Raw genomic sequence first — 24,723 nt, forward strand, 5'->3', positions numbered from 1 at the left:
GCGGCCGGCCTTTCCTCGCACTGATCACCGCGTTTGCCGAGGCGGATGCGCGCCCCTCCATGCGTTTCCTCCGGGGCCGCGTGACCGCAATGGCGAAGGCTCGTTATGTTATGTCTTCTATAAGATACAACAGCAATGCATTTACCCTTGTTGCAGCGCATCCAAGGTTTGACTTTGCTGCGGTAAACCCCTACCATCCGCGGGATTTCAGGCGGTCGCCGGCGTCTCAGACGCGCACGCGATAACACCGGATGCTTAAAGCTGTCATACTGCAGGTGATCGCGACGCTCGTCGCAGCGGCCCTATCGGGCGCGCTCTTCGGTGTCAGCGGAGCGGTCTCCGCCGCAGGAGCAGGATTGGCATGCGTGCTGCCGAGCGGTCTGTTCGCGTTGCGCCTCGCGGCGATCACGCGCAGGTCCGGTACGGCGAGTGTGACTGCCTTCGTCGCAGGCGAGTTCCTCAAGATCGCCTCGATCGTGGGATTGTTGGTGCTGGTGTGGGCCGTCTATCCTGACCTCCATTGGGGGGGCATGCTGGTCGGTCTCATCCTGGCGCTTAAGGCGAATTTGTTTGCATTTTTGGTAAAGACCTGACCATGGCTACAGAAGGGCACGCCCCCACCGCATCCGAGTACGTCATTCACCACCTGACGCACCTCAACAACACCGGACACGCGCAAGAAAACATCATCGACTGGAGCGTCATCAACCTCGATTCGATGTTCTATTCGATCGTGATCGGTGCGCTCACCGTCTTCCTGCTCTGGCTTGCCGCGCGCAAGGCGACCTCGGGCGTTCCGGGGCGCTTCCAGGGAATCGTCGAGATCCTCGTCGACATGGTGGCCGACCAAGCCAAGGGTATCGTCCATAGCGCCGAGTCGCGCCGCTTCGTCGCGCCGCTCGCGCTGACCGTGTTCGTGTGGATCTTCCTGATGAACGCGATGGATCTGCTGCCGGTCGATCTGCTGCCGCGCATCTGGGAAGGCATGTACGCCGCCGGTGGTGGCGACCCCGCCCACGCCTACATGCGTGTGGTGGCGACCGCCGACCTCTCCGCGACGCTCGGCATGTCCACCGGCGTGCTGCTGCTGTGCCTCTACTACAACATCAAGATCAAGGGTGTCGGTGGCTGGGTGCACGAGCTCTTCACCGCTCCCTTCGGCAGCCATCCGCTGCTGTATCCGATCAACTTCGCGATGCAGATCATCGAGTTCGTCGCCAAGACCGTCTCGCACGGCATGCGACTGTTCGGCAACATGTACGCCGGCGAGCTGATCTTCATCCTGATCGCGCTGCTGGGCAGCACCGCCACCGTGTTCGGCTTCCTCGGTCACGTGATCGCGGGTTCGATCTGGGCGATCTTCCATATCCTGATCATCACCCTCCAGGCCTTCATCTTCATGATGCTGACTCTGGTGTATGTCGGTCAGGCGCACGAGAGCCACTAAGAGTTTCGGTTTCACCTTCAGCGTAGTACCTGGTTTTTAAACTTACTTCCCCACTAAGGAGTCGTCATGGAAAACGTTCTGGGTTTTGTTGCTCTGGCTGCTGGTCTGATCATCGGTCTGGGTGCGATCGGTGCTTGTATCGGTATCGGCATCATGGGTTCCAAGTACCTCGAGGCGTCGGCTCGCCAGCCCGAGCTGATGAACGCCCTGCAGACCAAGATGTTCCTCCTGGCCGGTCTGATCGACGCCGCGTTCCTGATCGGTGTCGGTATCGCCATGATGTTCGCCTTCGCCAACCCGTTCCAGCTCTGATCGGTTCGAGTTCATCCTTTTTTGAACCAACCTGAGGGCCAAGAACCGTGAATTTGAACGCAACCCTGATAGCCCAGCTCGTTGTGTTCTTCATTCTGGCGTGGTTCACGATGAAATTCGTGTGGCCGCCCATCGTGAAGGCGCTGGACGAGCGTGCGAACAAGATCGCAGACGGGCTGGCAGCTGCGGACAAGGCCAAGGCCGATCTGGCACTCGCCGAGAAGAAGGTCGTCGAGGAACTGCGCAAGGCCCGCGAATCCGCGGGTGATGTGCGGACCTCCGCTGAAAAGCAGGCGAGCCAGCTGATCGACGAGGCCCGCGCCGAAGCCAGTCGCATCATTGCCGCCGCGCGCGAGGCCGCCGAGCACGAAGCCGGTGCCGCCACACAGCGTGCCAAGGAAGCCCTGCGCGACCAGGTCGCCCATCTGGCCGTCGCCGGCGCGGAGAAGATCCTGCGCCGCGAGATCGACGCCAAGGTGCACGCGACGCTGCTTGCCAACCTGAAACAGGAACTGCAATAAGTCATGGCCGAGAACGTCACCATCGCGCGCCCCTATGCGGATGCCGCCTTCGAGCTGGCTCGCGGGGCAGGTGCGCTGGGGCCTTGGTCGGAAGCGCTGGATCGGCTTGCCCTCGTGGCGGCCGATTCCGGCATGAAGGCGTGCTTCAACGATCCCAAACTGTCCGCCGAGCAGCTCTGCCAGCTCGTGTTGGGTGTCTCGGGTGACCTGACCGCCGAACAGCAGAATTTCGTCCGCGTCCTCGTGGAAAGCGAACGTCTGCAGGTGCTTCCGGAGATCCGTGACCTGTTCGTTGCTCTCAAGAACGAACACGAAGGCGTCCGGGAGGCGCAAATCGCCTCCGCCTTCCCGCTCGACGATGCCGCTCTGGCCGCATTGAAGGCCGACCTCGAAGCCCGCTTCAAGGCCGCCGTCAATGTCTCCGTCAGTATCGACCCCGAACTGATCGGTGGGGTCCGCATCGCCGTCGGCGACGAAGTCATCGACGCCTCGGTCCGCGGCAAGCTCGCGAACATGGCCGCTGCGCTAAAGAACTAGGAGCATAAATGTCTATGCAACTCAACCCCTCTGAAATCAGCGATCTGATCAAGAGCCGGATCCAGAACCTGCAGCTCGCCGCCACGTCGCGCAACGAGGGTACGGTGGTCTCCGTCACCGACGGCATCACCCGCGTTCATGGCCTGACCGACGTCATGCAGGGCGAAATGCTGGAGTTCCCCGGCAACACCTTCGGCATGGCGCTCAACCTCGAGCGCGACTCCGTCGGCGCCGTGGTGCTCGGCGAATACGAGCACATCACCGAAGGCGACACCGTCAAGGCCACCGGCCGCATTCTCGAAGTTCCGGTCGGCCCCGAGCTGATCGGCCGCGTCGTGAACGCGCTCGGCCAGCCGATCGACGGCAAGGGCCCGATCAACGCCAAGCTTACCGACAAGATCGAAAAGGTCGCGCCGGGCGTCATCGCCCGTCAGTCCGTTTCGCAGCCGGTGCAGACCGGTCTGAAGTCGGTTGACTCGATGGTGCCGATCGGTCGTGGCCAGCGCGAGCTGATCATCGGCGACCGCCAGACCGGCAAGACCGCCGTCGCGGTCGACGCGATCATCAACCAGAAGGGCCAGGACATGTACTGCGTGTACGTGGCCATCGGCCAGAAGGCCTCGACTGTCGCGAACGTCGTGCGCAAGCTCGAAGAGAACGGCGCGATGGAATACACCATCGTCGTCGCCGCCACCGCGTCGGAGTCGGCCGCCATGCAGTATCTGGCCGCCTACGCCGGCTGCACCATGGGCGAGTACTTCCGCGACCGCGGCATGGACGCGCTGATCGTCTACGACGACCTCACCAAGCAGGCCTGGGCGTATCGCCAGGTTTCGCTGCTGCTGCGCCGTCCGCCTGGCCGTGAAGCCTACCCGGGCGATGTGTTCTACCTGCACTCCCGTCTGCTCGAGCGTGCCGCACGCGTCAACGCCGACTACGTCGAGAAGTTCACCAACGGCGAGGTCAAGGGCAAGACCGGTTCGCTGACTGCGCTGCCGGTCATCGAGACCCAGGCCGGCGACGTGTCCGCGTTCGTTCCGACCAACGTGATCTCGATTACCGACGGCCAGATCTTCCTCGAGACCGACCTCTTCAACGCCGGTATCCGTCCCGCGATCAACGCCGGTATCTCGGTGTCCCGCGTCGGTGGTGCAGCCCAGACCAAGGTCGTCAAGAAGCTCTCCGGCGGTATCCGTACCGACCTCGCACAGTATCGCGAACTCGCTGCGTTCGCCCAGTTCGCCTCCGACCTGGACGATGCCACGCGGAAGCAGCTGGAGCGCGGCCGCCGCGTCACCGAGCTGATGAAGCAGGCCCAGTACTCGCCGATGTCGATCGCCGACATGGCCATCGTTCTGTACGCGGTGAACAACGGCTACTTCGACGATGTCGACGTGGGTCGCGTGCTGGCTTTCGAGTCCGCGATGATCCAGTTCGTCAAGACCAAGCAGGCCGCCCTGGTCTCCTCGATCCTGAGCAAGAAGGAACTCGACGCCGAAGGCGAAAAGTCCCTGGCTGCCGCGATCGCCGAGTTCAAGAAGAGCTGGGCTTAAGGCCGGCGAGGGAGACGGAATATGGCTAGCGGTAAGGAAATCCGTACCAAGATCAAGAGCGTGCAAAACACGCGCAAGATCACCAAGGCCATGGAGATGGTGGCTGCATCCAAGATGCGCAAGGCGCAGGACCGGATGCGTAGCGCCCGCCCCTTTGCCGAAAAGATCCGCCGACTCGCCGCGAACCTGTCCCAGGCCAATGTGACCGACTACAAGCACCCCTTCCTGGTCCGCAAGGACCAGGTCAAGCGGGTGGGCCTGATCCTGGTGACCACCGACAAGGGCTTGTGCGGTGGCCTCAACACCAACGTCCAGCGTATTGCGCTCAACGCCATGAAGGACTGGGAGTCCTCGGGCGTGACCGAGATCCGTGCCTGCGCCATCGGCAACAAGGGTCTGGGCTTCATGCAGCGCATGGGCGTCAAGGTGGTGTCGAATGTCACCCAGCTGGGTGACACGCCGCACCTGGAAAAGCTGATCGGTCCGGTCAAGGTCATGCTCGATGCGTTCCAGAACGACGAGCTCGACGCGGTTTACGTGGCTTACACCCGTTTCATCAACACGATGAAGCAGGAGCCGGTGCTCGAGCAGCTTCTGCCGCTCACCGGCGAACAGCTGGGTACGCCGGAGAGCTCCTGGGACTACCTCTACGAGCCGGACCCGCAGGTCGTCATCGACGAGCTGCTGGTGCGCTACGTCGAGGCGCTGGTGTACCAGGCTGTGGCTGAGAACATGGCATCCGAACAGAGTGCGCGCATGGTGGCGATGAAGGCCGCGTCCGACAATGCCAAGAACGTGATAGGCGAACTGCAGCTGGTCTATAACAAGACCCGTCAGGCCGCAATCACCAAGGAGCTGTCGGAAATCGTCGGCGGCGCCGCCGCGGTGTAAGGCATTATTGAATTAAGGATATGACGATGAGTCAAGGTACGATCGTTCAGTGCATCGGCGCCGTGGTGGACATCCAGTTCCCGCGTGATTCGATGCCCAAGGTATATGACGCCCTGAAGCTCGAGGACGTGGCCGACTCCTTCGCCGAAGCGAACCTGACCTTCGAGGTTCAGCAGCAGCTCGGTGATGGCGTGGTGCGCACCATTGCGATGGGTTCTTCCGACGGCCTGCGCCGCGGGATGAAGGTTGCGAACACGGGCACGCAGATTTCCGTGCCTGTCGGCATGGGTACGCTCGGCCGCATCATGGACGTGCTGGGTCGCCCGATCGACGACGCCGGCCCGATCGAGACCGACGAGCTGCGTGCCATTCACCAGAAGGCGCCGAAGTTCGACGAGCTGTCGCCGTCGGTGGAACTGCTCGAGACCGGCATCAAGGTTATCGACCTGATCTGCCCGTTCGCCAAGGGCGGCAAGGTGGGTCTGTTCGGTGGCGCCGGCGTCGGCAAGACCGTGAACATGATGGAGCTGATCAACAACATCGCGAAGCAGCACTCCGGTCTGTCGGTGTTCGCTGGCGTGGGTGAGCGTACTCGTGAGGGTAACGACTTCTACCACGAGATGAAGGACTCCAACGTTCTCGACAAGGTCGCGATGGTGTTCGGTCAGATGAACGAGCCCCCGGGCAACCGTCTGCGCGTGGCGCTGACCGGCCTGACCATGGCCGAGCGCTTCCGGGACGAAGGCCGCGACATCCTGTTCTTCGTGGATAACATCTACCGCTACACCCTGGCCGGTACCGAAGTGTCCGCGCTCCTGGGGCGTATGCCGTCCGCGGTGGGTTACCAGCCGACGCTGGCCGAAGAAATGGGCCGCCTGCAGGAGCGCATCACCTCCACCAAGGTCGGTTCGATCACCTCGATCCAGGCCGTGTATGTGCCTGCGGACGACTTGACCGACCCGTCGCCTGCCACCACCTTCCTGCACCTCGACTCCACCGTCGTGCTGTCGCGTGACATCGCTGCCCTGGGTATCTACCCGGCCGTCGATCCGCTCGACTCCACCTCGCGCCAGCTCGATCCGCTGGTCGTGGGTGAAGAGCACTACAACGTGGCGCGTCAGGTTCAGATGACGCTGCAGAAGTACAAGGAACTGCGCGACATCATCGCGATTCTGGGCATGGACGAGCTGTCGCCGGAAGACAAGCTGTCGGTGGCACGCGCGCGCAAGATCCAGCGTTTCCTGTCGCAGCCCTTCCACGTTGCGGAAGTGTTTACCGGCTCGCCGGGCAAGTACGTCTCGCTCAAGGACACGATCAAGGGCTTCAAGATGATCGTCTCCGGCGAACTGGACAGCCTGCCTGAACAGGCCTTCTACATGGTCGGCAACATCGACGAGGCCATCGAGAAGGCGAAGAAGCTCCAGTAACGAGGCCGCCCGCGCGTCGTGCAAGCGGCGTGCGGGACATCAAGGGGAAACACAATGGCTATGACGGTTCATGTCGACATCGTCAGCGCGGAAGAGCAGATCTTCTCCGGGCTGGCCGAGTTTGTCGCATTGCCGGGCGAAGCGGGCGAGCTGGGCATCCTGCCCGGTCACATGCCGCTGATGACCCGGATCAAGCCGGGTGCCGTGCGCGTGCGTGCCCAAAACGCGACCGAGGAAGAGCTGATCTTCGTCGCGGGAGGCCTGCTGGAGGTTCAACCGGGTCTGGTGACGGTGCTCGCCGACACCGCGATCCGCGGCAAGGACCTCGACGAGGCGAAGGCGCTCGAAGCCAAGCGCAAGGCTGAGGAAACCATGGCGAACCAGACCGCGCGTCTGGACTATGCCAAGGCCCAGGCCGAGCTCATGGAAGCGGTGGCGCAGCTCGCCGCGATCCAGCGCCTGCGCAAGCGCGGTCACTGAGACCGGAGCGCGCCGGTCCGCCGGCGCGTTCGACATCCCGAAAGCAGCTCACCTCGAGCTGCTTTTTTTTGCCGGTTTTCCGGGCTCGGTGCGCGGCGCGGGCTACATGCGAGCCGGGCGCGTACCGCTTGCTCAGCGCCGCTTTTCCAGCCTCGCTACGCGCTTGTCCAGGCGCGCCACGGCGTCGCGCAACGCCACCACCTCTTCGGCGAATGCGGGCAGGGCCTTGCGCGGGACGAGCAGGGTGGATTCCTCGGTAAGGTATTCGGCCACGTTCCCGCTTGCGCGCTCCAGGCTGCGGCGGCCCTCGTCCACGACCTTGCGCCCTCCTTCCACCAGGCGGTGGGCGGCGATGTCGCCGAACAGCCGCGCCAGGTCTTCCTCGGCATCCCAGCGCAGATGACGGAAGACGAAGCCGAGCGCCTCGGCGAGTTCGGCGTTGCCTTCGATGCGCACGTGGCGCATCGCCGTCTCCAGTCCGTCCACCAGCAGCCGCGGCAGGTCGGCCACCGCGAGGCGCAGGCTCACCTCGGGTGCTTCCTCACCGCTCCACTCGGCGAGCTGACCCTCGTTGGTCACGGAAAAGTCGATCTCGGCCACAGGGCTGAGGACCAGCCGCGCCGTGCGTCCCGCGTGCGGCTGCAGGCGCTGGCGAGCCCAGCCGGCCTGGGACAGCAGATGGTTGGTGGCCGAGAGGAACAGGCTCGAAATCATGATCGGGGCTCCGGAGAAGGGCTGGAGGGAGGTTCGCCAAGGATACGCAGCGGTGAGGCATCCTGTCGCGGGCGGGGCGCCGAAAATGCCGCGGGCCTGCCGATGCCTCCGGGGAGACACGGGCAGGCCCGCGGCAGCGGGGGGACACGAGGCTCGTGACCCCGATCGCTTACTGCGACTGCTGGATTCCCGCGATCAGCCAGCCGCCGCTGCCGGCGAGCGGCTTGCTCAGGTGCCAGATCTCGTCGAAGGCTTCCGGAGCGGCTTCGGCCTGTTCGCGCAGCAGGCCGCTGAAGCGGACGCTGACGACGTAGCGATCGTTCTCCTCGGCGACGTCGATCACCTGGGCGTTCAACTCGACCACGTCCGTACGCTGCCCGGCACCCTTGCGCTCGTTGACCTGCATGCACAGCTCGGCGAACACTTCGGGGGTGGTGAACTCGCGCAGATCGTCCAGGTTGCCGGCGTCGTTGGCAGCCTGCAGGCGGATGAAGTTGAGCTTGGCCTGGCGGGCGAAGCCTTCGGCATCGAAGCCGCTGGCGAGCGCCTTGTCGAGGCCGCTCTGGGCGGAGACACTGCCGCCGGCCAGCGGACGACCGGCCTCGAACTGCTGCGGACGGGCCTGTTGCGCGGCGCCTGCAGGTGCGCCGGCGTACTGCAGGTCGCGCGCGGGCTGTTGCGCGGCCGCGTTCGCTCCGCGCCGGAAGATCAGGCGGAAGACGAAGAATGCCGCCGCGGCGAGGAGCAGGATCATGACGAAGTTGGCGAAGCCTTCGCCGAGGCCCAGGGCCGAGAACAGTGCGGCAAGGCCCAGACCTGCGGCCAAGCCCGCGATCGGACCCATCCACGAACGTTTGGGCTGCGCAGCCGCGGTGGCTGCACCGGCGGCGGGCGCCTGCTGCTGGGTTGCCGAGGGCTGGCGCTGCGCAGGTGGCGTGGCTTGTCGCTGCATGCCGAAGCTGCTGCCACCGCCGAGGCGCTTGGCTTCGGCTTCGGTGGCGACGAAGCCGAAAGACATCACGGCGACGATCAGGGTGAGGAAGAACTGCTTCATCTGTCGGGGTCTCCTGGTTCAGATCTTGTAACCGCGGTGCAGGGCAACCACCCCCGCACTGAGATTGAAGTAATTGACCCTCGACAGGCCGGCTTGTTCCATCATCGCCTTCAATTCTTCCTGGCCCGGATGCATGCGGATGGATTCGGCCAGGTAGCGGTAGCTGTCCGCGTCATTGGCGACCTTCTGGCCCATCCACGGCAGCAGCTTGAAGGAATATAGGTCATAGAGCGGCGACAGCGGTTTCCACACGCGCGAGAACTCGAGCACCAGCAGGCGTCCGCCCGGACGCAGCACGCGCCGCATCTCGGCGAGTGCGACGTCCTTGTGGGTCATGTTGCGCAGGCCGAAGGCCACGGTGACGCAGTCGAACCAATCGTCCGGGAAAGGCAGCTTCTCGCCGTTGCACTGCGCGGCCGGCATCGCGAAGCCGTGGTCGATCATGCGGTCGCGGCCACGAGCGAGCATCGCGTGGTTGATGTCGGTAAGCCAGACCTGGCCGCTGCGTCCGACCTTCTTCGCGAACGCGAGCGAAAGGTCGGCGGTGCCGCCTGCCACGTCGAGTACGCGGTCGCCCTCGCGCACATCGGAGACCTGGATGGTGAAGTGCTTCCACAGCCGATGCAGGCCGAACGACATGAGGTCGTTCATCACGTCGTACTTCTGCGCCACCGAGGAAAACACCTCGGCGACCTTCTTTTCCTTCTGTTCCTCGGCCACGGTCTGGAAGCCGAAGTGGGTCGTCTTGTCGCTCATGATCTGCTCAGTGATGGTGGCCGCAGCCGCCCTTGGGCGGCGGGGGCGGGACCTTGGACGGGTCGCGGGTGCCGCCCGCACGCTCGAGGGCCTCGAGATAGTTGTTCCACAGTTCTTCCTGGTTGCGGCCGATCGCGAACAGGTAGTCCCAGGAGTACAGGCCGCTGTCGTGGCCGTCCGAGAAGGTGGGCTTGATCGCATAGTTGCCGACCGGCGCGAGGTCCACGATGTCGACGTCGCGCTTGCCCTGCTGCAGGGTCTCCTGTCCCGGGCCGTGGCCGCGCACCTCGGCCGAGGGGGAATACACGCGCAGGAACTCGAACGGCAGCTCGAAGCGGCTGCCGTCGTCGAAGGCGACTTCGAGCGTCTTGCGGTCGCGATGGACGATGATGTCGGTGGGCGTCGGGGTGTTTTCGTCGAGTCCGGCCATGGCGTCGGTCCGCGTGCAGGGGGCCCAATCATACCCGAATCATCGGGGAGCCGTTTCGCTGGCCCGCGGGCGCATCCTCGCTCCCGCGGGCGCTCGGGGCCGCTCGTCGAACAGCCGCGCGAGCTGCTCGAGCAGGGCTGCGCCGAGCGCGTCGGCATCCCGCAGGGTGACCGCGCGGCGGTAATGGCGGGTCACGTCGTGGCCGATGCCGATGGCAAGCAGCTCGACGGGCGAGCGCCGCTCGATCCAGGCGATCACCTCGTGGAGGTGACGTTCCAGATAATCGCCCGGGTTGGCCGCAAGCGTGGCCTCGTCGGCAGGCGCGCCATCCGACACGACGACCAGGATGCGACGCTGCTCGGGGCGGGCGACGAGGCGGCGGTGGGCCCACAGCAGGGCTTCGCCGTCGATGTTCTCCTTGGGGATGCCGTCACGCAGCATCAGGCCCAGGTTCTTGCGCGCACGCCGCCAGGGCGTGTCCGCAGCCTTGTATACGATGTGACGCAGCTCGGCGAGCCGCCCCGGAGCGACGGGTTCGCCCTCGCGCCGCCACTGCTCGCGGGCACGGCCGCCCTTCCAGGTGCGCGTGGTGAAGCCGAGGATCTCGACCTTGATGCCGCAGCGCTCCAGCGTACGGGCGAGGATGTCGGCGCTCATCGCCGCAACGGCGAGCGGACGGCCGCGCATCGAGCTGGAGTTGTCGATCAGCACGCCGACCACGGTATCGCGAAAGCCGGAAGCCTTCTCCATCCTGAACGACAGGCCATGATCGGGACTGACGACGATGCGGTCGAGTCGCCCGGGATCGAGCCAGCCTTCCTCCAGATCGAAGGCCCAGTCGCGCAGCTGGCTCGCCAGCAGGCGTCGCTGCAACCGCTTGGCGAGTCGCCCGACGAGTTCCGGGAGACGCATCAGCTCGCGGTCCAGGCGGGCGCGCAGCGGGTGCAGTTCCGACGCGTCGCAGAGCTCTTCCGCGCCCACGGTCTGGTCGAAGGCGGTGGTGTAGGCACGGTACGACGCGCTGGGCCCCCGCGCAGACGCGGCGTCGCGGACTGCGTCCCCTCCTGCCGCGCCAGTCCGTGCCGGCGCGGCGGCCAAGTCTGCCTGCGCTGCCCGTCCGCCCTCGTTCCGACCGGACGAGGCGTGGCGGAGCGAGGGCTGCGCGTCCCTCGCAGCCGCGCCGCCCGCCCGCGCCTGCTCCGCAGCGTCCTCGTCTCCGGATTCGCCCTCGCTGCGGGCCAGCTTGCGCGGCTCGCGGGCTTCGCTGGTGGGGTTTTCCAGGTCGAGCGCCTCGATCAGTTCATGCAATCCGGCGGCGAACGTGCGTTCGTCGCGCAGGTGCTCGCGTAGGCCGTCGAGGCGCGGGCCGACGTGGGCGTCGAAGTAGGGTCGCCACAGCTCGGCCATGGTCCGCGCCGCCGGCGGGGGAGGCGCGCCGCAGAAGCGTTCGCGGGCGAGGACGTGCAGGGCCTCTGCGAGCGCAACCTGTTCCCGGCTGGTCGCGCGGTCGAGCCGCCTGTCCCGGCAGCGCTGCTCGATGAGCGCGGCGATGTTGGCCGCCACGCCCGGCATCCGGCCCGCCCCCAAGGCCTCGACGCGTGCCTGTGCGATCGCATCGTAGGCCGCGCGTGCGCGCTCGCCCTGCAGATCGTGCAGGGCATGGAGGCGCTCGTCGTGATGGCGCAGGCGCAGGGCCTGCGCGTCGGCCTCGCCGCGCAGGCGGACGATCTCCGCCGTCGTCAGGGCGGGCGGCAGTGCAGCGGTTTCGATGCCGTCGACGCCGGACGGGGCGGACGCGCCGCCGGCGCACCCGGCGATCGCACGCAGGGTGCTGTCGACCGCCCGCAGAAAGACGGCCGTGTTCGCGACTCCGCGCAGGGGCCGGGAGCGGGGGCGTTCGCTTGTCATGAGGCTGCGATCAGCCCGCGGCGGCGCGCGGATCGATCAGCTCCTCGCCGAAACAGCGCTGGTAGTACTCGGCCACCACCGCGCGCTCGATCTCGTCGCACCGGTTCAGGAAGCTGACCCGGAATGCGAAGCGAAGGTCCGCGAAGATCAGCGCGTTCTCGGCCCAGGTCAGCACCGTGCGCGGCGACATGACCGTCGACAGGTCGCCGTCGATGAAGCCGCTGCGGGTCAGTCCGGCCAGCATCACCATGGCGCCGACGCGGGCGCGTCCGGCTTTCGTGTCGTATGCGGGCATCTTGGCGACGACGATCTCCACCTCGGCATCGTGGTCGAGGTAGTTCAGGGTCGCGACGATGTTCCAGCGGTCCATCTGGGCCTGGTTGATCTGTTGGGTGCCGTGATAGAGCCCGGTGGTGTCGCCCAGGCCGATGGTGTTGGCGGTGGCGAACAGGCGAAACGCCGGATGCGGATGGATCACCCGCGACTGATCGAGCAGCGTGAGCCTGCCCTCGACCTCCAGTACGCGCTGGATCACGAACATCACGTCGGGCCGGCCGGCGTCGTATTCGTCGAAGACCAGTGCGCAGGCATGTTGCAGGGCCCAGGGCAGGATGCCCTCGCGGAACTCGGTCACCTGCTTGCCGTCGCGCAGCACGATGGCGTCCTTGCCGATCAGGTCGATGCGGCTGACGTGGCTGTCGAGGTTGATGCGCACGCACGGCCAGTTCAGGCGTGCGGCGACCTGCTCGATGTGGGTCGATTTTCCGGTGCCGTGATAGCCCTGGATCATCACCCGCCGGTTGAAGGCGAAGCCCGCCAGGATGGCCAAGGTCGTATCGGGATCGAAGCGGTAGGTGTCGTCGCGTGGCGGCACATGCTCGCTGCCCCGGCTGAAGGCCGGCACCCTCATGTCGCTGTCCAGCCCGAAGGCCTCGCGCACTGGACATTCGGTATCGGGCAGGGGCGGAAGAGGGCCTGCGGCTGTCATCGGGATTTCGGTCATCGAGGGCTCCCGGGTGTGGAGGAGGCAAGGGCGGTCCTGGCGAATCGGCAAACAATCCAGTTGCAGAAAAAGTTTGTTGGAGCAACAATTGGAACACAAACAATTTGAGGCGCCAATAGCATGCCCCCGGATGATCCGAACCCAGGCAAGCCGGCAGTGGTTTCCCATGGTCCCATGGCCGACGAACTCGGCTTCCACCTGCGCTGCGCGCAGCTTGCCGCGTTCAAGCACTTCGCCCATGCCGTCGGTGCGGTGGAAGGGATCACGCCCGGCCTCTACGGCATGCTCCAGGCGATCGACAACAACCCCGGGCTGAGCCAAAGCGCGCTGGCGGTCGCGATGGATGTCGACCGCTCCTCGATCGTCAAGGTCGTCGATCGGCTGGAGGGGAAAGGCTTGATCGTCCGTGACGCCTCTCCGACCGATCGCAGGCGGTACCGGCTGCACATGACGGCGACCGGCGCGCGGGCGCTACGGCGTATCCAGGACGCCGTGATACGCCAGGACCGGGTCTTCTCGGCGCGCCTCGACGACACCGAGCGCGCCACGCTGATCGCGCTGCTGACCCGACTTTACCGACCAGACAGTGAAACCCCGACCGCTCGCGCGGGAATAGGAGCCGAATCTTGAAGAACATCCTTCGCCTGACCCTCAACGGGCGTCTCCGTGAGGACCTCGTCCCCGACAACATGCTGCTGCTGGATTACCTGCGCGAAGCGGTCGGCCTCACCGGGACCAAGCAGGGCTGCGATGGCGGCGAATGCGGCGCCTGCACCGTCCTGGTGGACGATCGCCCCCGCCTCGCCTGTTCCACCCTGGCCCACCAGGTCGCCGGCCGGAAGGTCGAGACCGTCGAGTCGCTGTCGACCCACGGCACGCTCTCGAAACTGCAGGCCGCATTCCACGAGAAGCTGGGTACCCAGTGCGGCTTCTGCACGCCGGGCATGCTGATGGCGTCCGAAGCCTTGCTGCGCAAGAACCCCGATCCCTCGCGCGAGGAGATCAAGACGGCGCTGGCCGGCAATCTGTGCCGCTGCACCGGGTACGTGAAGATCATCGAGTCCGTGGAGGCCGCGGCGGCGGCCCGGCTGTGCGCGGAGGAGGCGAAATGAACCCGAGGCTCCCCAGGAATGGCACGGTCGGCGCCCGCACGCCCTTGGTCGACGGGGTGGAGAAGGTCACCGGCAAGGCCAAATACACGGCGGACATCGCCGCCCCCGGCGCCTTGGTCGGACGCATCCTGCGCTCGCCGCACGCCCACGCCCGCATCCTGTCCATCGACACCGCGGCGGCCGAGGCGCTGGAGGGGGTGTTCGCGGTCTGCACCGGTGCCGAGACCCCGGTGCCCTACGGCGTGCTGCCGATCGCCGAGAACGAATACCCGCTCGCGCGCGAGAAGGTGCGCTATCGCGGCGATCCGGTCGCAGCGGTCGCCGCGATCGACGAGGCGACGGCGGAGAAGGCCCTCGGCCTGATCCGGGTCGACTACGAGGTCCTGCCCGCGTATTTCACCCCCAAGGCGGCGCGCAAGGCGGGGGCGGTCGCGATCCACGACGACAAGCCCGACAACGTGCTGCGCGAGGTGCACGCCGAGTTCGGCGACGTCGCCGCGGCCTTCGCCGAGGCCGACCTGATCCGCGAGAAGACCTACACCTTCGCCGGGGTCAACCACGTCCACATGGAGCTCAACGCCACCCTGGCCGAGTACGACCCGGTGCGCGACATGCTGACGCTGAACACCACCACCCAGGTGCCCTACTACGTTCACCTGAAGGTGGCGGCCTGCCTGCAGATGGACTCGGCCCGCATCCGCGTGATCAAGCCCTTCCTGGGCGGGGGCTTCGGCGCCCGCACCGAGACCCTGCACTTCGAGATCATCGCCGCGCTGCTCGCGCGCAAGGCCCGGGGCACGGTGCGCCTGATGCAGACCCGCGAGGAAACCTTCATCGCGCATCGCGGGCGACCGTGGACCGAGGTGAAGATGAAGCTCGGCCTCAAGAAGGACGGCAAGATCGCCGCCCTCGTGCTCGAGGCCACCCAGGCCGGCGGTGCGTATGCCGGCTACGGCATCATCACCATCCTCTACAGCGGCGCGCTGATGCACGGGCTCTACCACATCCCGGCGATCAAGCACGACGCCTGGCGCGTGTACACCAACCTGCCGCCGAGCGGCGCGATGCGCGGCCACGGCACCGTGGACACCCGCGCCGCCTTCGAGGCGCTGCTGACCGAGATGGCCGAGGAGCTCGGCATCGACTCGCTGCGCATCCGCCAGATCAACATGCTGCCGGAGATCCCCTACGTCACCATGTACGCCCAGCGGGTGATGAGCTATGGCGTGCCGGAGTGCCTCGAGAAGGTCAAGGCCGCCTCGGGCTGGGAGGAACGCAAGGGCAGGCTGCCCAAGGGGCGCGGCCTCGGCATCGCGCTGTCGCATTTCGTGTCGGGGACCTCGACGCCCAAGCACTGGACGGGCGAACCCCACGCCACGGTCAACCTCAAGCTCGACTTCGACGGCGGCATCACCCTGCTGACCGGCGCAGCCGACATCGGCCAGGGCTCCAACACCATGGCCTCGCAGGTGGCCGCCGAGGTCCTGGGCGTGCGCCTCGACCGTATCCGGGTGATCTCCGCCGACAGCGCGCTGACGCCCAAGGACAACGGCTCGTATTCCTCGCGCGTCACCTTCATGGTCGGCAACGCGTCGATCTCCGCCGCCGAGGAGCTCAAGGGCATCCTGGTCAAGGCGGCGGCGAAGAAGCTCGACGCCCGCGAGGAAGACATCGAGGTCATCGACGAGCTGTTCATGGTGTCGGGCAGCCAGGACCCCGGGCTTACCTTCCAGGAGGTGGTCAAGGCCGCGATGGTCGACTCCGGCACCATCACCGTGAAGGGCACCTTCACCTGCCCGACCGAGTTCCAGGGCGACAAGCGCATCCGCGGCAGCGCGATCGGCGCCACCATGGGCTTCTGCTACGCCGCCCAGGTGGTCGAGGCCTCGGTGGACGAGATCACCGGCAAGGTCACCGCGCACAAGGTGTGGGTGGCGGTCGATGTGGGCAAGGCGCTCAACCCGCTCGCGGTGGAAGGGCAGACGCAAGGCGGCGTGTGGATGGGCATGGGCCAGGCGCTGTCGGAAGAGATCGTCTATGACAAGGGCAGGATGCTGCATGGCAACATCCTGGATTACCGCGTCCCAACCATGATGGAGAGCCCCGACATCGAGGTGATCATCGTCGAGAGCCTCGACCCCAACGGCCCGTTCGGCGCCAAGGAAGCCTCGGAAGGCATGCTGGCCGGCTTCCTCCCCGCCGTCCAGGAGGCGGTATACGAAGCGGTCGGCGTGCGCGCCACCGAATTCCCGCTCAGCCCCGACCGCATCACCGAACTGCTCGACGCCAAGGAAGCCGCAGCATGAACATCCTCGCCGATTTCCGCACCCATCGCCCCGCCACCCTGGCCGACGCGGTCAGTGCGCTGGCCGCCGACGGGGCCGTTCCCCTGGCTGCCGGCACCGACCTGCTGCCCAATCTTCGTCGCGGCCTGGGACAGCCCGCCGTGCTGGTGGATCTGACCGGAATCGGGGGCCTGGAGACGATCTCCATCCTCGCCGACGGCAGCCTGCGCATCGGTGCCGGCGCCACGCTGGAGGCCATCGCCGAGCACGGGCTCGTCCGCAACGCCTGGCCGGCACTGGCCGAGGCGGCCGCGGCGGTCGCGGGTCCGACCCACCGCGCCGCGGCCACTTTGGGCGGCAACCTGTGCCAGGACACGCGCTGCATCTTCTACAACCAGAGCGAGTGGTGGCGTGCCGGCAACGGCTACTGCCTCAAGTACCAGGGCGACAAGTGCCACGTCATCGTCAAGAACGATCGCTGCTACGCCACCTACCACGGCGACGTCGCCCCGGCGCTGATGGTGCTGGGCGCGCGTGTCGAGATCGCGGGGCCCGCGGGCAGGCGCAGCCTCGCGGTGGAGGAATTGTTCCGCGAAGACGGGGCGGGGCACCTGAGCCTCGGACGGGGCGAACTGGTCGTGGCCGTGGAGGTTCCCCCCGCCAGCGGCTGGAGGACCGTCTACGCCAAGGCACGCATCCGCGACGCCGTCGATTTTCCGCTCGCGGGGGTCGCCGTCGCCCTGCGCCGTGACGGAGACCGGGTCGCCGGCCTGAAGGTAGCGATTACCGGCACCAACTCCGCCCCGCTGCGCGTGCCCACGGACGAGCTCGTGGGAGGGCGCTGGGATGCCGCCGCCGCCGAGACCCTGTCCCAGCTGGTGCGCAAGACCTCGAACGTGCTCAAGACCACCGTCACCGGCGTCGGCTATCGGCGCCGGGTGCTGCTGGCGCTGGCGCCGCGGACGGTCGACGCGCTCTGGCAGGGAGGCTGAATCCTTGTAGCCTGGTGTTCCGTTCGCCCTGTGCCGCGCCCTCTGCGAGGGGGCGACCGCAAGCATCCTGCCCGCGTGGCGCCCCACGATGGCGCGCTTCGCCCGCCCCGCACGCCTCTTGTCCGGCCTGGACGGAGGCGCGCGGGGATTGTGCATTGCGCTTCGATGACGTGTCATCAAAGCTTCAAGGAGCTGCAATACACTTCACGGGCATTTTTCAGGGAGCACAGGCATGCCAGCGAACATATTGCTCGTGGAAGACGAGCCGGCGATCCAGGAGCTGATCGCGGCCAACCTCGCCCGCGCCGGCCACCACGTGGTGCGCGCCAACGACGCCGAGAGCGCGCAACGCATCGTGCGCGAGGCGCTGCCCGATCTGGTGCTGCTGGACTGGATGCTGCCCGGCGCCTCGGGCGTCGAATTCGCCCGCCGGCTGCGTGCCGACGAGCGCACCCGCGACATCCCGATCATCATGCTGACCGCGCGCGGCGAGGAGCAGGACAAGGTCACCGCGCTCGAGGTCGGTGCCGACGACTACGTCACCAAGCCCTTCAGCCCGCGCGAGCTGGTCGCGCGCATCAAGGCGGTGCTGCGCCGGCGTGCGCCGCAGACCACCGAGGACGTGGTCGAGCTCGGCGGCCTGCGCCTGGACCCCGCCACCCACCGTGTCAGCGCGGGCGAGACCGCGCTCGCGCTCGGACCGACCGAGTTCCGCCTGCTGCATTTCCTCATGACCCATCCCGAGCGCGTGCATTCGCGTGCGCAGCTGCTCGACCAGGTGTGGGGAGACCATGTCTTCGTCGAGGAGCGCACGGTGGATGTGCACATCCGCCGCCTGCGCTGCGCGCTCGAACCCAGCGCGCACGACGCGCTGATCCAGACCGTGCGCGGCAGCGGCTATCGTTTTTCGGTGCACACCGCGCAAGCCGCGGCCGCCTCCTGAGCGCACCCCCGATCCGTCCCGTGATCCGCTCCCAGTGATCCGCCGCCCGCTCAGCTACGTCGCCCTCGTCATCGTCCTGCCGCTGGGGACGCTGATGGTCCTGGCGGCCCTGGCCGCCGCCTACCGCGGCAGCGATGCCGCACTCGCCCTGCTGGTGGTCGGGCTGGTCGGCTGGACGATCATGCTGGTGCACAACCTGCGCCAGCTCGTCATCTGGGCGCGCCAGCCGGTGGGCACCCCGGTGCCGCAGGTCGAGGGCCTGTGGGGGCGGATCTTCGCCGAGATCGGCGACCGCATGCAGAGCGAGTGCGAGGTCAAGGAGCGCCTCTCGGCCGAACTCGGCCGCTTCCAGCAAGCCGCGCTGGCCATGCCCGACGGCGTGATCTACCTCGCCGAGGACGACACCATCGAGTGGATGAATCCGATGGCCGAGCAGCACTTCGACCTCGACCGCCGCAAGGACCTGCGCATGGCCTTGCCCGGCCTGGTGCGCCAGCCCGAGTTCGTCCGCTACCTTGCCGGGCGCGAGTATGCCGAACCGCTGGTGATGCGCTCGCTGCGCCGGCGCGAGCGCAGCCTGCAGGTGCAGGTCATCGGCTTCGCTGGCAACCGGCGCATGGTGCTGTCGCGCGACGTCTCCCAGCTCGAGCGCCTGGAGACCATGCGGCGCGACTTCGTCTCCAACGTGTCGCACGAGCTGCGGACCCCGCTGACCGTGGTCTGCGGCTTCCTCGAGACCCTGATCGACGGCCTCGACGACTTCGGGCGCGACGAGGTGCTGCAGTACCTGAGCCTCGCCAGCGAACAGTCCTCGCGCATGCAGCGCCTGATCGAGGAGTTGCTGACCTTGTCGGCGCTCGAGACCGGGGCGCCCGCGCCGGCGGAAGAGCAGGTGGATGCCCAGGCGCTGGTGCGCGACGTCGTGCGCGATTGCGAACTGCTCTCCGCGGGCCGTCACGAGGTGCGCCTGGTGCTCGAGGGTGGCGGCGAACTCCTCGGCAGCCACAAGGAATTGCGCAGCGCCTTCTCCAACCTGGCCAGCAACGCGGTGCGCTACACGCCGGCCGGCGGCCACATCGAGATCGGCTGGCGCAGCGGTGCGGGTGGTGGCGAATTCTGGGTCGCGGACGACGGCATCGGCATCGACTCGGCGCACATCCCGCGCCTGACCGAACGCTTTTACCGGGTGGATCGCGGGCGGTCGCGCGAGACCGGGGGCACAGGGCTGGGGCTGGCGATCGTCAAGCACGTCACCACGCGCCACCAGGGCGAACTCGCCATCGAGAGCGAACCGGGGCGGGGCAGCCGCTTCACGCTGCGCTTCACGCCGGCACGGGTCAGGCCGGCCTGACTTCCTGCTCGACCGGCACGAAGCTGCACTGGTCGAAGTTCGCGCCACGCATCAGCACCTTGAGCAGGCGCACCTGCTGACGCTCCTCGCCGTCCCGTACCTCGACGATGCGGTCCTTCTTGAACCAGGCGGGCGGCAGCACGAGCGCGCCTGCGGTCTTGAGCGCGGGCGAGGGCGGCAGCACGAAGGCCTGGTGGAAGGGTTCGCGCGCTCCCGTGCGTGCAGCCGTGCGCCGCACCCCGACCACCCGCGGTACGCCGGGCAGCACGTTGACGCCGACTTCCAGCGTGCCGTCGGTGCGGTACATCAGCCAGCTCAGATCGGCGATCAGCAGCTGATCGGCGTCGGGCGGGCGGATGCCGACGAGCTGGTGGTGGTCCAGGCGCGCCCCGTTGCCGCTGCGGCGCAGGCGGAAGCCGCCCACCGACTGGTCCATCAGTTCCCAGCGCTCGCACTCCATGCCCAGGTCCGCGGCCTGCGCCTCGCGTCGCCGGCTCTCCGAGGTGCTGCCATCGACCGTGGCCACGCGCTCGCCGAAGGTGAGCAGGGAGATGTCGTCGCGGAAGGCGCGCGCCCGTTGCTCGCCGACGGGTTGCTGGAAGAGCTCGCCCTTGATCGCGTAGCCGATCGCGAGCCAGTCGCCGGTGAAGTCGATCGCTCCGGCTTTCTGCCGGCGCGGGAAGCGCCGCCCGGAAGCCGCCAGTCCCCACGGGCGGTAGAGCGACAGCAGCAGGCGCGCGCTGGAACTGGCCGAGCAGTCGTTGCCGAGCCCGAGCGAGGCGGGCGTGACACCACGCTTGAACTGCGCGAGGACGGCCTGGATCTGGGTGGCGAGCCCGCTGCCGTCGAAGCGCAGCACGGTAGGCGTGCGCGCGAGCAGCCCAAGGGGGCGCAGGCCGCTGTCGCCGTCGGTGTCGATGCCGTAGGTGCTGGGCTTGTGTCCCTCGATGCCGGTGTCGAGCGTGCAATAGGGCGCAAAGCGCTGCGCCCAGCGCACGACCCAGTTCAGTTCGCGCTCGCCGCGGCCATAGGGGTTGGCGAGCTCGGCGAGCAGGGTGGCGACGTAGGCTTCCTGGGCACTCTGTGCACGCCAGACCTCGTTGAGCGGGTCGGTCACGCGTACCTGTGCGAGTCCGTTGCGCACGGCATCGTTGTAGGCGACATGCACCGCCCGCCACAACCCTTGCGGCAACTCGAGGTGGGCGCGGTAATACTCGACCAGCACGAGGCCCTCGTAGAACACCCGGCGCTGGGCGAGCAGCGCACGCTGGTCCTCGAGCGTGCCTTCGCGCGCGTCGGCGTCGGCGATGCGTGCGTAGGAGCGCGCCACCGCCTTCCACAGCGAGACCACGCGCTCGAGCGCGCCGCCCTCCTGGTTGCGCGCCGGAGGTTGCGGGTGGATCGCATAAGCGTGCGCCATCTCGCCCTGCACGAAGGCGAGCGTCTCGCGCGCGGCCTCCAGCACCTCGAGGTGCTGGTTGGGCGCCGGGGAGGCCTCCAGCAGGCCGTTGACGATGCGACCCAGGCTGGCATGCGTGGCGCGGAAATCGGTCGGGTGCAGCTTCTGCAGCAGGGCGAGGCAGACCGCGGGCTGGCTGTAGTCCATGGCTTCGCGCGTCCTCAGTCCGGTCCGCTCGGGTGCAGCGCGCCGTCGATCGCGCGTGCGAGGGCGACCGCGTCGGCGGCGGGGTGGATCACGCCGTCGCGCTGCGGTGCGCCCCACACCGACTCGGGGAAGTGGCGGTCGTCGCGGTAGCGCGGGATCACGTGCCAGTGCAGGTGCGGCACCATGTTGCCGAAGCTGGCCAGGTTGATCTTGTCCGGGTCGAGCAGATTGCGCAGCGCCGCCTCGGTGGCCATCACCACATCCAGAAGATGACGGCGATCGGCCGGCGAGAGGTCGGTCATCTCGCCGACGTGCTCGCCCCACACCACCCGGCAGAAGCCCGGGTGGGCGGCGTCATCGACGCGGATGACGCGGCAGCGCTCGTCTTCCCAGAGGACGAGTTCGGACGGCAGGGCGCACAGGGGGCAATCCATGAGGGTTTCTCGGTCGGCTGCGGAGGGTTCGACGGATTTTCAATCTAGGCCCGACGCTGCGGGCGGGCGAGGAACTGTTACGCACTCGGAGCCTTGTCGATGCCCCGGCGCGGGTAATCCTGCGCCACGGTGGCGGTTTCCCCGAGCGCGATCGTGTCGCCGTCGCGGAAGGCGACCAGGTTGCCCGGCGCGATTTGCGTCCAGTGCTCGTTATCGGTGAGCGGCGTGGTGGCGATCACCGCGACGCGGTCCTGCGGACCGGTGAGGCGGCGGAAATCCACCGTGAGGTCCTCGTCGGCCAGGTGGGCCTCGGCGAAGGGCGCGCGCCGGACGATGTAGCACAAGCGCGACGAGCAGTGCGCGAACAGCCAGTCGCCGTCCGAGAGCAGGAAGTTGAACTCGCCGCGGCTGCCGATCTCGCGCGCGAGCTCGCGCAGCGCCGCGTGCAGTTCCGCGGGCGCAGGCTTGCCCGCGGGAAAGCGCGCGGCCAGCGTGTCGAGGATGTGGCAGAAGGCGAGCTCCGAGTCGGTGCTGCCGACCGGCAGAAAGCGCCCCGAGAGCGGCGGCGCGAAGTCCTTCAGGTTGCCGTTGTGGGCGAAGATCCAGTAGCGTCCCCACAGCTCGCGCTGGAAGGGGTGGGTGTTCTCGAGCCGGATCTCGCCCTGGGTGGCCTTGCGGATGTGGGCGATGACGTTGAGCGAGCGGATCGGGTAGCGATTCACCAGCTCCGCCACCGGCGAATGCGCGCTCGGCGCCGGGTCGAGGAAGACGCGCACGCCGCGGCCCTCGAAGAAGGCGATCCCCCAGCCGTCGCGGTGGTGGTCGGTGAGCCCGCCGCGCGCGCGGAAGCCCGCGAACGAGAAACAGATGTCGGTCGGCACGTTGCAGTTCATGCCCAGCAACTGACACATCGTGAAACCCTCCGTTCGCGGCCGCTTCCCCGCTCAGGCGCCGAGCTTCTTCCTCAGCAGCGCGTTGACCTGGGCAGGGCCGGCCTTGCCCTTGCTCGCCTTCATGACCTGGCCGACCAGGGCGTTGAAGGCCTTCTCCTTGCCGGCGCGGAATTCCTCCACCGATTTCTGGTTGGCCGCCAGCACCTCGTCGATCATGGCCTCGATCGCGCCGGTGTCCGTCACCTGCCTGAGGCCTTGCTTGTCGATGACTTCGTCCGCCGTCGCACCCTCGCCGTTCCACAGCGCCTCGAACACCTTCCTGGCGATGGCGTTGGAGATGGTGTTGTCGGCGATGCGCGCCACCAGGCCGGCGAGCTGCGCCGGCGACACCGGCGAGGCGGCGACGTCGAGCTCGGCCTTGTTGAGGCGGGCGGCGAGTTCGCCCATGACCCAGTTGGCGCAAGGCTTGGCGAGCGCGGCCCCGGCCGCCGACACCGTGGCCTGGTAGAAGTCGGCGACTTCCTTGGAGGCGGTGAGCGTGGTCGCGTCGTAGGCCGACAGCCCCCAGTCGTCCATGAAGCGCGCCTTCATCGCCCCGGGCAGCTCGGGCATCTCCGCCTGCACGCGCGCCTTCCATTCGGGCGAAATCATCAGCGGCAGCAGATCGGGGTCGGGGAAGTAGCGGTAGTCGTGGGCGTCTTCCTTGCTGCGCATCATGCGCGTCTCGCCCGTGTCGGGGTCGAACAGCACGGTGGCCTGCTCGATGCGGCCGCCGTCCTCGAGGGTGTCGATCTGCCACTGCACCTCGTAGTCGATCGCCTGCTGCAGGAAGCGGAAGGAGTTGAGGTTCTTGATCTCGCGCCGGGTGCCGAACTCGGTCGCGCCCTTCCTGCGCACCGAGACGTTGGCGTCGCAGCGGAACGAGCCTTCCTGCATGTTGCCGTCGCAGATGTCGATCCAGCGCACCAGCGCGTGCAGCGCGCGCGCATAGGCCACGGCCTCGGCGGACGAGCGCATGTCGGGCTCGGAGACGATCTCGAGCAGCGGCGTGCCGGCGCGGTTGAGGTCGATGCCGGTCATGCCATGGAAGTCCTCGTGCAGGCTCTTGCCCGCGTCTTCCTCGAGGTGGGCGCGGGTCAGGCGCACGGTCTTCTCATACGCCGACTCGCCCTCGCCGACGCGGATGGTGATCGTGCCGCCGACTACCACCGGCAGGTCCATCTGGCTGATCTGGTAGCCCTTGGGGAGGTCGGGGTAGAAGTAGTTCTTGCGCGCGAACACGCTCTTTTCCGCCACGTGGGCGCCGATCGCCAGCCCGAAGCGGATCGCGCGCTCGACCGCGCCGCGGTTGAGCACCGGCAGCACGCCGGGTAGGGCGATGTCCACCGCGCTCGCCTGGCGGTTGGGCTCGGCGCCGAAGGCGGTGCTGGCGCCGGAAAAGATCTTGCTGGCGGTGTTGAGCTGGGCGTGGACTTCCAGCCCGATGACGACTTCCCAATCGGATCGGCTCATGGTGTGTTCTCGTGTTGCGTGCAGCCGGCCACCGGGGTCAGTGGCACTGGCCGTTGGTCCGATCGACGAGGATCGGCCACAGGTAATCGGAGGCGCCGCGGGTGCAGCGGCTGGCGCAGTTGGCGAAGCCGACGGTGACGGCCTTGCCCTGCTCGAAGATGTCCACCGTGCAGCCGTCGGGCGCGCGCAGCTGCACGCTCGGCTTCTCGCGCGTCTGCGTGAATGGGCCGTGGAAGCTGCAACTGCCGCGGCGCGGGATGTCGACGTCGGCGTTGAAGGCGTTGACCTTGGACTGCGCGATGTCGAGCGTGATGCGCGTGGTGTAGCCGGCCTCGTCGCGGAAGCGGCAGTCGGCGCGCACGTCGAGCGGCCGCCACGGCATCGGGCGCAGGTGCTTGCCGGCCGAGCTCGGGCTGGCCAGCACCTCGTCGCTGATCGGCGCGTCGGAAGGCGGCAGCACCGGCAACGCGCAGGCCGACAGCAGCACCGCCGCCGCCAGTGCGGCGAGGCGGCCGTGGAGCGGGCGCAGCGTCGGGCGGGACAGGGCGCTCACTGCGTGGAA

Annotated in this window: 26 protein-coding genes; 15 read left to right on the plus strand and 11 right to left on the minus strand. The window is 67.4% G+C overall.

Annotated features, from left to right (window positions below):
- The first annotated feature begins 251 nt into the window (after positions 1 to 251).
- From PO78_RS02950 to PO78_RS02990, 9 genes are all read left to right on the plus strand, one after another.
- Positions 252 to 593 (plus strand): ATP synthase subunit I, encoded by a 342-nt coding sequence (locus tag PO78_RS02950; RefSeq protein ID WP_004301624.1) that lies wholly within the window; start codon positions 252 to 254, stop codon positions 591 to 593.
- A gap of 2 nt (positions 594 to 595) precedes the next feature.
- Positions 596 to 1,447, plus strand: coding sequence for a F0F1 ATP synthase subunit A (gene atpB / locus PO78_RS02955; RefSeq protein WP_004301627.1), 852 nt, complete (start codon positions 596 to 598; stop codon positions 1,445 to 1,447).
- 66 nt (positions 1,448 to 1,513) lie between these two features.
- A complete protein-coding gene (atpE, locus tag PO78_RS02960; protein WP_002925444.1) occupies positions 1,514 to 1,759 on the plus strand; it encodes a F0F1 ATP synthase subunit C in 246 nt (81 codons plus the stop codon).
- A 47-nt stretch (positions 1,760 to 1,806) separates the two neighbouring features.
- The gene (locus PO78_RS02965) at positions 1,807 to 2,280 is read left to right on the plus strand and encodes a F0F1 ATP synthase subunit B (protein ID WP_043741944.1); all 474 of its coding nucleotides are present in this window, start codon (positions 1,807 to 1,809) and stop codon (positions 2,278 to 2,280) included.
- A gap of 3 nt (positions 2,281 to 2,283) precedes the next feature.
- Positions 2,284 to 2,817: a F0F1 ATP synthase subunit delta gene (locus PO78_RS02970; RefSeq protein ID WP_004301629.1), complete on the plus strand. Its 534-nt coding sequence runs from the start codon at positions 2,284 to 2,286 to the stop codon at positions 2,815 to 2,817.
- A 14-nt stretch (positions 2,818 to 2,831) separates the two neighbouring features.
- Positions 2,832 to 4,370, plus strand: coding sequence for a F0F1 ATP synthase subunit alpha (gene atpA, locus PO78_RS02975; protein WP_004301630.1), 1,539 nt, complete (start codon positions 2,832 to 2,834; stop codon positions 4,368 to 4,370).
- A gap of 21 nt (positions 4,371 to 4,391) precedes the next feature.
- Positions 4,392 to 5,261 (plus strand): F0F1 ATP synthase subunit gamma, encoded by an 870-nt coding sequence (gene atpG, locus PO78_RS02980; RefSeq protein ID WP_004301632.1) that lies wholly within the window; start codon positions 4,392 to 4,394, stop codon positions 5,259 to 5,261.
- Positions 5,262 to 5,287: 26 nt separating this feature from the next.
- Positions 5,288 to 6,688 (plus strand): F0F1 ATP synthase subunit beta, encoded by a 1,401-nt coding sequence (atpD, locus tag PO78_RS02985; RefSeq protein WP_004301634.1) that lies wholly within the window; start codon positions 5,288 to 5,290, stop codon positions 6,686 to 6,688.
- A gap of 54 nt (positions 6,689 to 6,742) precedes the next feature.
- Positions 6,743 to 7,168, plus strand: coding sequence for a F0F1 ATP synthase subunit epsilon (locus PO78_RS02990; RefSeq protein ID WP_004301635.1), 426 nt, complete (start codon positions 6,743 to 6,745; stop codon positions 7,166 to 7,168).
- Positions 7,169 to 7,300: 132 nt separating this feature from the next.
- Here PO78_RS02990 and PO78_RS02995 read toward each other — a convergent pair whose 3' ends face one another.
- The 6 genes from PO78_RS02995 to cobS all read right to left on the minus strand — a co-directional run bounded on the left by PO78_RS02995 (position 7,301) and on the right by cobS (position 13,033).
- On the minus strand, positions 7,301 to 7,882 hold the full coding sequence (locus tag PO78_RS02995) for a ubiquinone biosynthesis accessory factor UbiJ (protein ID WP_004301636.1): 582 nt from the start codon (positions 7,880 to 7,882) through the stop codon (positions 7,301 to 7,303).
- Positions 7,883 to 8,051: 169 nt separating this feature from the next.
- Entirely contained in the window at positions 8,052 to 8,936 is an 885-nt protein-coding gene (locus PO78_RS03000; RefSeq protein ID WP_004301637.1) for a Tim44 domain-containing protein, read from the minus strand.
- Positions 8,937 to 8,954: 18 nt separating this feature from the next.
- Complete coding sequence (ubiE, locus tag PO78_RS03005) at positions 8,955 to 9,692, minus strand: bifunctional demethylmenaquinone methyltransferase/2-methoxy-6-polyprenyl-1,4-benzoquinol methylase UbiE (RefSeq protein ID WP_004301638.1); 738 nt, start codon at positions 9,690 to 9,692, stop codon at positions 8,955 to 8,957.
- A gap of 7 nt (positions 9,693 to 9,699) precedes the next feature.
- Positions 9,700 to 10,122, minus strand: a complete 423-nt coding sequence (locus tag PO78_RS03010; protein ID WP_004301640.1) for a gamma-butyrobetaine hydroxylase-like domain-containing protein — start codon at positions 10,120 to 10,122, stop codon at positions 9,700 to 9,702.
- Positions 10,123 to 10,161: 39 nt separating this feature from the next.
- Entirely contained in the window at positions 10,162 to 12,030 is a 1,869-nt protein-coding gene (locus PO78_RS03015) for a cobaltochelatase CobT-related protein (protein ID WP_004301642.1), read from the minus strand.
- 10 nt (positions 12,031 to 12,040) lie between these two features.
- Positions 12,041 to 13,033, minus strand: coding sequence for a cobaltochelatase subunit CobS (gene cobS / locus PO78_RS03020; RefSeq protein WP_012584304.1), 993 nt, complete (start codon positions 13,031 to 13,033; stop codon positions 12,041 to 12,043).
- A 174-nt stretch (positions 13,034 to 13,207) separates the two neighbouring features.
- Between cobS and PO78_RS03025 the strand changes: the two genes are divergently transcribed.
- The 6 genes from PO78_RS03025 to phoR all read left to right on the plus strand — a co-directional run bounded on the left by PO78_RS03025 (position 13,208) and on the right by phoR (position 19,716).
- Complete coding sequence (locus PO78_RS03025; RefSeq protein ID WP_004301646.1) at positions 13,208 to 13,663, plus strand: MarR family winged helix-turn-helix transcriptional regulator; 456 nt, start codon at positions 13,208 to 13,210, stop codon at positions 13,661 to 13,663.
- Entirely contained in the window at positions 13,660 to 14,145 is a 486-nt protein-coding gene (gene hcrC / locus PO78_RS03030) for a 4-hydroxybenzoyl-CoA reductase subunit gamma (protein ID WP_004301648.1), read from the plus strand. The genes PO78_RS03025 and hcrC overlap by 4 nt, the downstream gene beginning before the upstream one ends.
- Positions 14,142 to 16,451: a 4-hydroxybenzoyl-CoA reductase subunit alpha gene (gene hcrA, locus PO78_RS03035; RefSeq protein WP_004301650.1), complete on the plus strand. Its 2,310-nt coding sequence runs from the start codon at positions 14,142 to 14,144 to the stop codon at positions 16,449 to 16,451. The genes hcrC and hcrA overlap by 4 nt, the downstream gene beginning before the upstream one ends.
- Complete coding sequence (gene hcrB / locus PO78_RS03040; protein WP_004301651.1) at positions 16,448 to 17,422, plus strand: 4-hydroxybenzoyl-CoA reductase subunit beta; 975 nt, start codon at positions 16,448 to 16,450, stop codon at positions 17,420 to 17,422. The genes hcrA and hcrB overlap by 4 nt, the downstream gene beginning before the upstream one ends.
- A 232-nt stretch (positions 17,423 to 17,654) precedes the next feature.
- Entirely contained in the window at positions 17,655 to 18,365 is a 711-nt protein-coding gene (phoB, locus tag PO78_RS03045; RefSeq protein ID WP_004301653.1) for a phosphate regulon transcriptional regulator PhoB, read from the plus strand.
- Positions 18,366 to 18,399: 34 nt separating this feature from the next.
- Positions 18,400 to 19,716 (plus strand): phosphate regulon sensor histidine kinase PhoR, encoded by a 1,317-nt coding sequence (gene phoR, locus PO78_RS03050; protein ID WP_004301655.1) that lies wholly within the window; start codon positions 18,400 to 18,402, stop codon positions 19,714 to 19,716.
- Here phoR and PO78_RS03055 read toward each other — a convergent pair.
- The 5 genes from PO78_RS03055 to PO78_RS03075 all read right to left on the minus strand — a co-directional run bounded on the left by PO78_RS03055 (position 19,703) and on the right by PO78_RS03075 (position 24,714).
- Entirely contained in the window at positions 19,703 to 21,322 is a 1,620-nt protein-coding gene (locus PO78_RS03055) for a hypothetical protein (protein WP_004301661.1), read from the minus strand. The two genes, phoR and PO78_RS03055, sit on opposite strands and share 14 nt — an antisense overlap.
- A 14-nt stretch (positions 21,323 to 21,336) precedes the next feature.
- Positions 21,337 to 21,756, minus strand: a complete 420-nt coding sequence (locus PO78_RS03060) for an HIT family protein (protein ID WP_004301666.1) — start codon at positions 21,754 to 21,756, stop codon at positions 21,337 to 21,339.
- Positions 21,757 to 21,833: 77 nt separating this feature from the next.
- Complete coding sequence (locus tag PO78_RS03065; protein WP_004301668.1) at positions 21,834 to 22,667, minus strand: class II glutamine amidotransferase; 834 nt, start codon at positions 22,665 to 22,667, stop codon at positions 21,834 to 21,836.
- Positions 22,668 to 22,700: 33 nt separating this feature from the next.
- Positions 22,701 to 24,161 (minus strand): Asp-tRNA(Asn)/Glu-tRNA(Gln) amidotransferase subunit GatB, encoded by a 1,461-nt coding sequence (gene gatB / locus PO78_RS03070; RefSeq protein WP_043741947.1) that lies wholly within the window; start codon positions 24,159 to 24,161, stop codon positions 22,701 to 22,703.
- A 37-nt stretch (positions 24,162 to 24,198) separates the two neighbouring features.
- Positions 24,199 to 24,714, minus strand: a complete 516-nt coding sequence (locus tag PO78_RS03075; protein ID WP_004301672.1) for a hypothetical protein — start codon at positions 24,712 to 24,714, stop codon at positions 24,199 to 24,201.
- Positions 24,715 to 24,723 lie beyond the last annotated feature (9 nt).

The organism is Thauera sp. SWB20 (assembly GCF_000831325.1).
In the GTDB taxonomy this organism is placed as follows: domain Bacteria; phylum Pseudomonadota; class Gammaproteobacteria; order Burkholderiales; family Rhodocyclaceae; genus Thauera; species Thauera aminoaromatica.

Bases quoted from the DNA above. Each gene is read 5' to 3' on its own strand.
- PO78_RS02950 (WP_004301624.1), top strand. From the start codon at position 252: ATGCTTAAAGCTGTCATACTGCAGGTGATCGCGACGCTCGTCGCAGCG.
- atpB (WP_004301627.1), top strand. From the start codon at position 596: ATGGCTACAGAAGGGCACGCCCCCACCGCATCCGAGTACGTCATTCAC.
- atpE (WP_002925444.1), top strand. From the start codon at position 1,514: ATGGAAAACGTTCTGGGTTTTGTTGCTCTGGCTGCTGGTCTGATCATC.
- PO78_RS02970 (WP_004301629.1), top strand. From the start codon at position 2,284: ATGGCCGAGAACGTCACCATCGCGCGCCCCTATGCGGATGCCGCCTTC.
- atpA (WP_004301630.1), top strand. From the start codon at position 2,832: ATGCAACTCAACCCCTCTGAAATCAGCGATCTGATCAAGAGCCGGATC.
- atpG (WP_004301632.1), top strand. From the start codon at position 4,392: ATGGCTAGCGGTAAGGAAATCCGTACCAAGATCAAGAGCGTGCAAAAC.
- atpD (WP_004301634.1), top strand. From the start codon at position 5,288: ATGAGTCAAGGTACGATCGTTCAGTGCATCGGCGCCGTGGTGGACATC.
- PO78_RS02990 (WP_004301635.1), top strand. From the start codon at position 6,743: ATGGCTATGACGGTTCATGTCGACATCGTCAGCGCGGAAGAGCAGATC.
- PO78_RS02995 (WP_004301636.1), bottom strand. From the start codon at position 7,882: ATGATTTCGAGCCTGTTCCTCTCGGCCACCAACCATCTGCTGTCCCAG.
- PO78_RS03000 (WP_004301637.1), bottom strand. From the start codon at position 8,936: ATGAAGCAGTTCTTCCTCACCCTGATCGTCGCCGTGATGTCTTTCGGC.
- ubiE (WP_004301638.1), bottom strand. From the start codon at position 9,692: ATGAGCGACAAGACGACCCACTTCGGCTTCCAGACCGTGGCCGAGGAA.
- PO78_RS03010 (WP_004301640.1), bottom strand. From the start codon at position 10,122: ATGGCCGGACTCGACGAAAACACCCCGACGCCCACCGACATCATCGTC.
- PO78_RS03015 (WP_004301642.1), bottom strand. From the start codon at position 12,030: ATGACAAGCGAACGCCCCCGCTCCCGGCCCCTGCGCGGAGTCGCGAAC.
- cobS (WP_012584304.1), bottom strand. From the start codon at position 13,033: ATGACCGAAATCCCGATGACAGCCGCAGGCCCTCTTCCGCCCCTGCCC.
- PO78_RS03025 (WP_004301646.1), top strand. From the start codon at position 13,208: ATGGCCGACGAACTCGGCTTCCACCTGCGCTGCGCGCAGCTTGCCGCG.
- hcrA (WP_004301650.1), top strand. From the start codon at position 14,142: ATGAACCCGAGGCTCCCCAGGAATGGCACGGTCGGCGCCCGCACGCCC.
- hcrB (WP_004301651.1), top strand. From the start codon at position 16,448: ATGAACATCCTCGCCGATTTCCGCACCCATCGCCCCGCCACCCTGGCC.
- phoB (WP_004301653.1), top strand. From the start codon at position 17,655: ATGCCAGCGAACATATTGCTCGTGGAAGACGAGCCGGCGATCCAGGAG.
- PO78_RS03055 (WP_004301661.1), bottom strand. From the start codon at position 21,322: ATGGACTACAGCCAGCCCGCGGTCTGCCTCGCCCTGCTGCAGAAGCTG.
- PO78_RS03060 (WP_004301666.1), bottom strand. From the start codon at position 21,756: ATGGATTGCCCCCTGTGCGCCCTGCCGTCCGAACTCGTCCTCTGGGAA.
- PO78_RS03065 (WP_004301668.1), bottom strand. From the start codon at position 22,667: ATGTGTCAGTTGCTGGGCATGAACTGCAACGTGCCGACCGACATCTGT.
- gatB (WP_043741947.1), bottom strand. From the start codon at position 24,161: ATGAGCCGATCCGATTGGGAAGTCGTCATCGGGCTGGAAGTCCACGCC.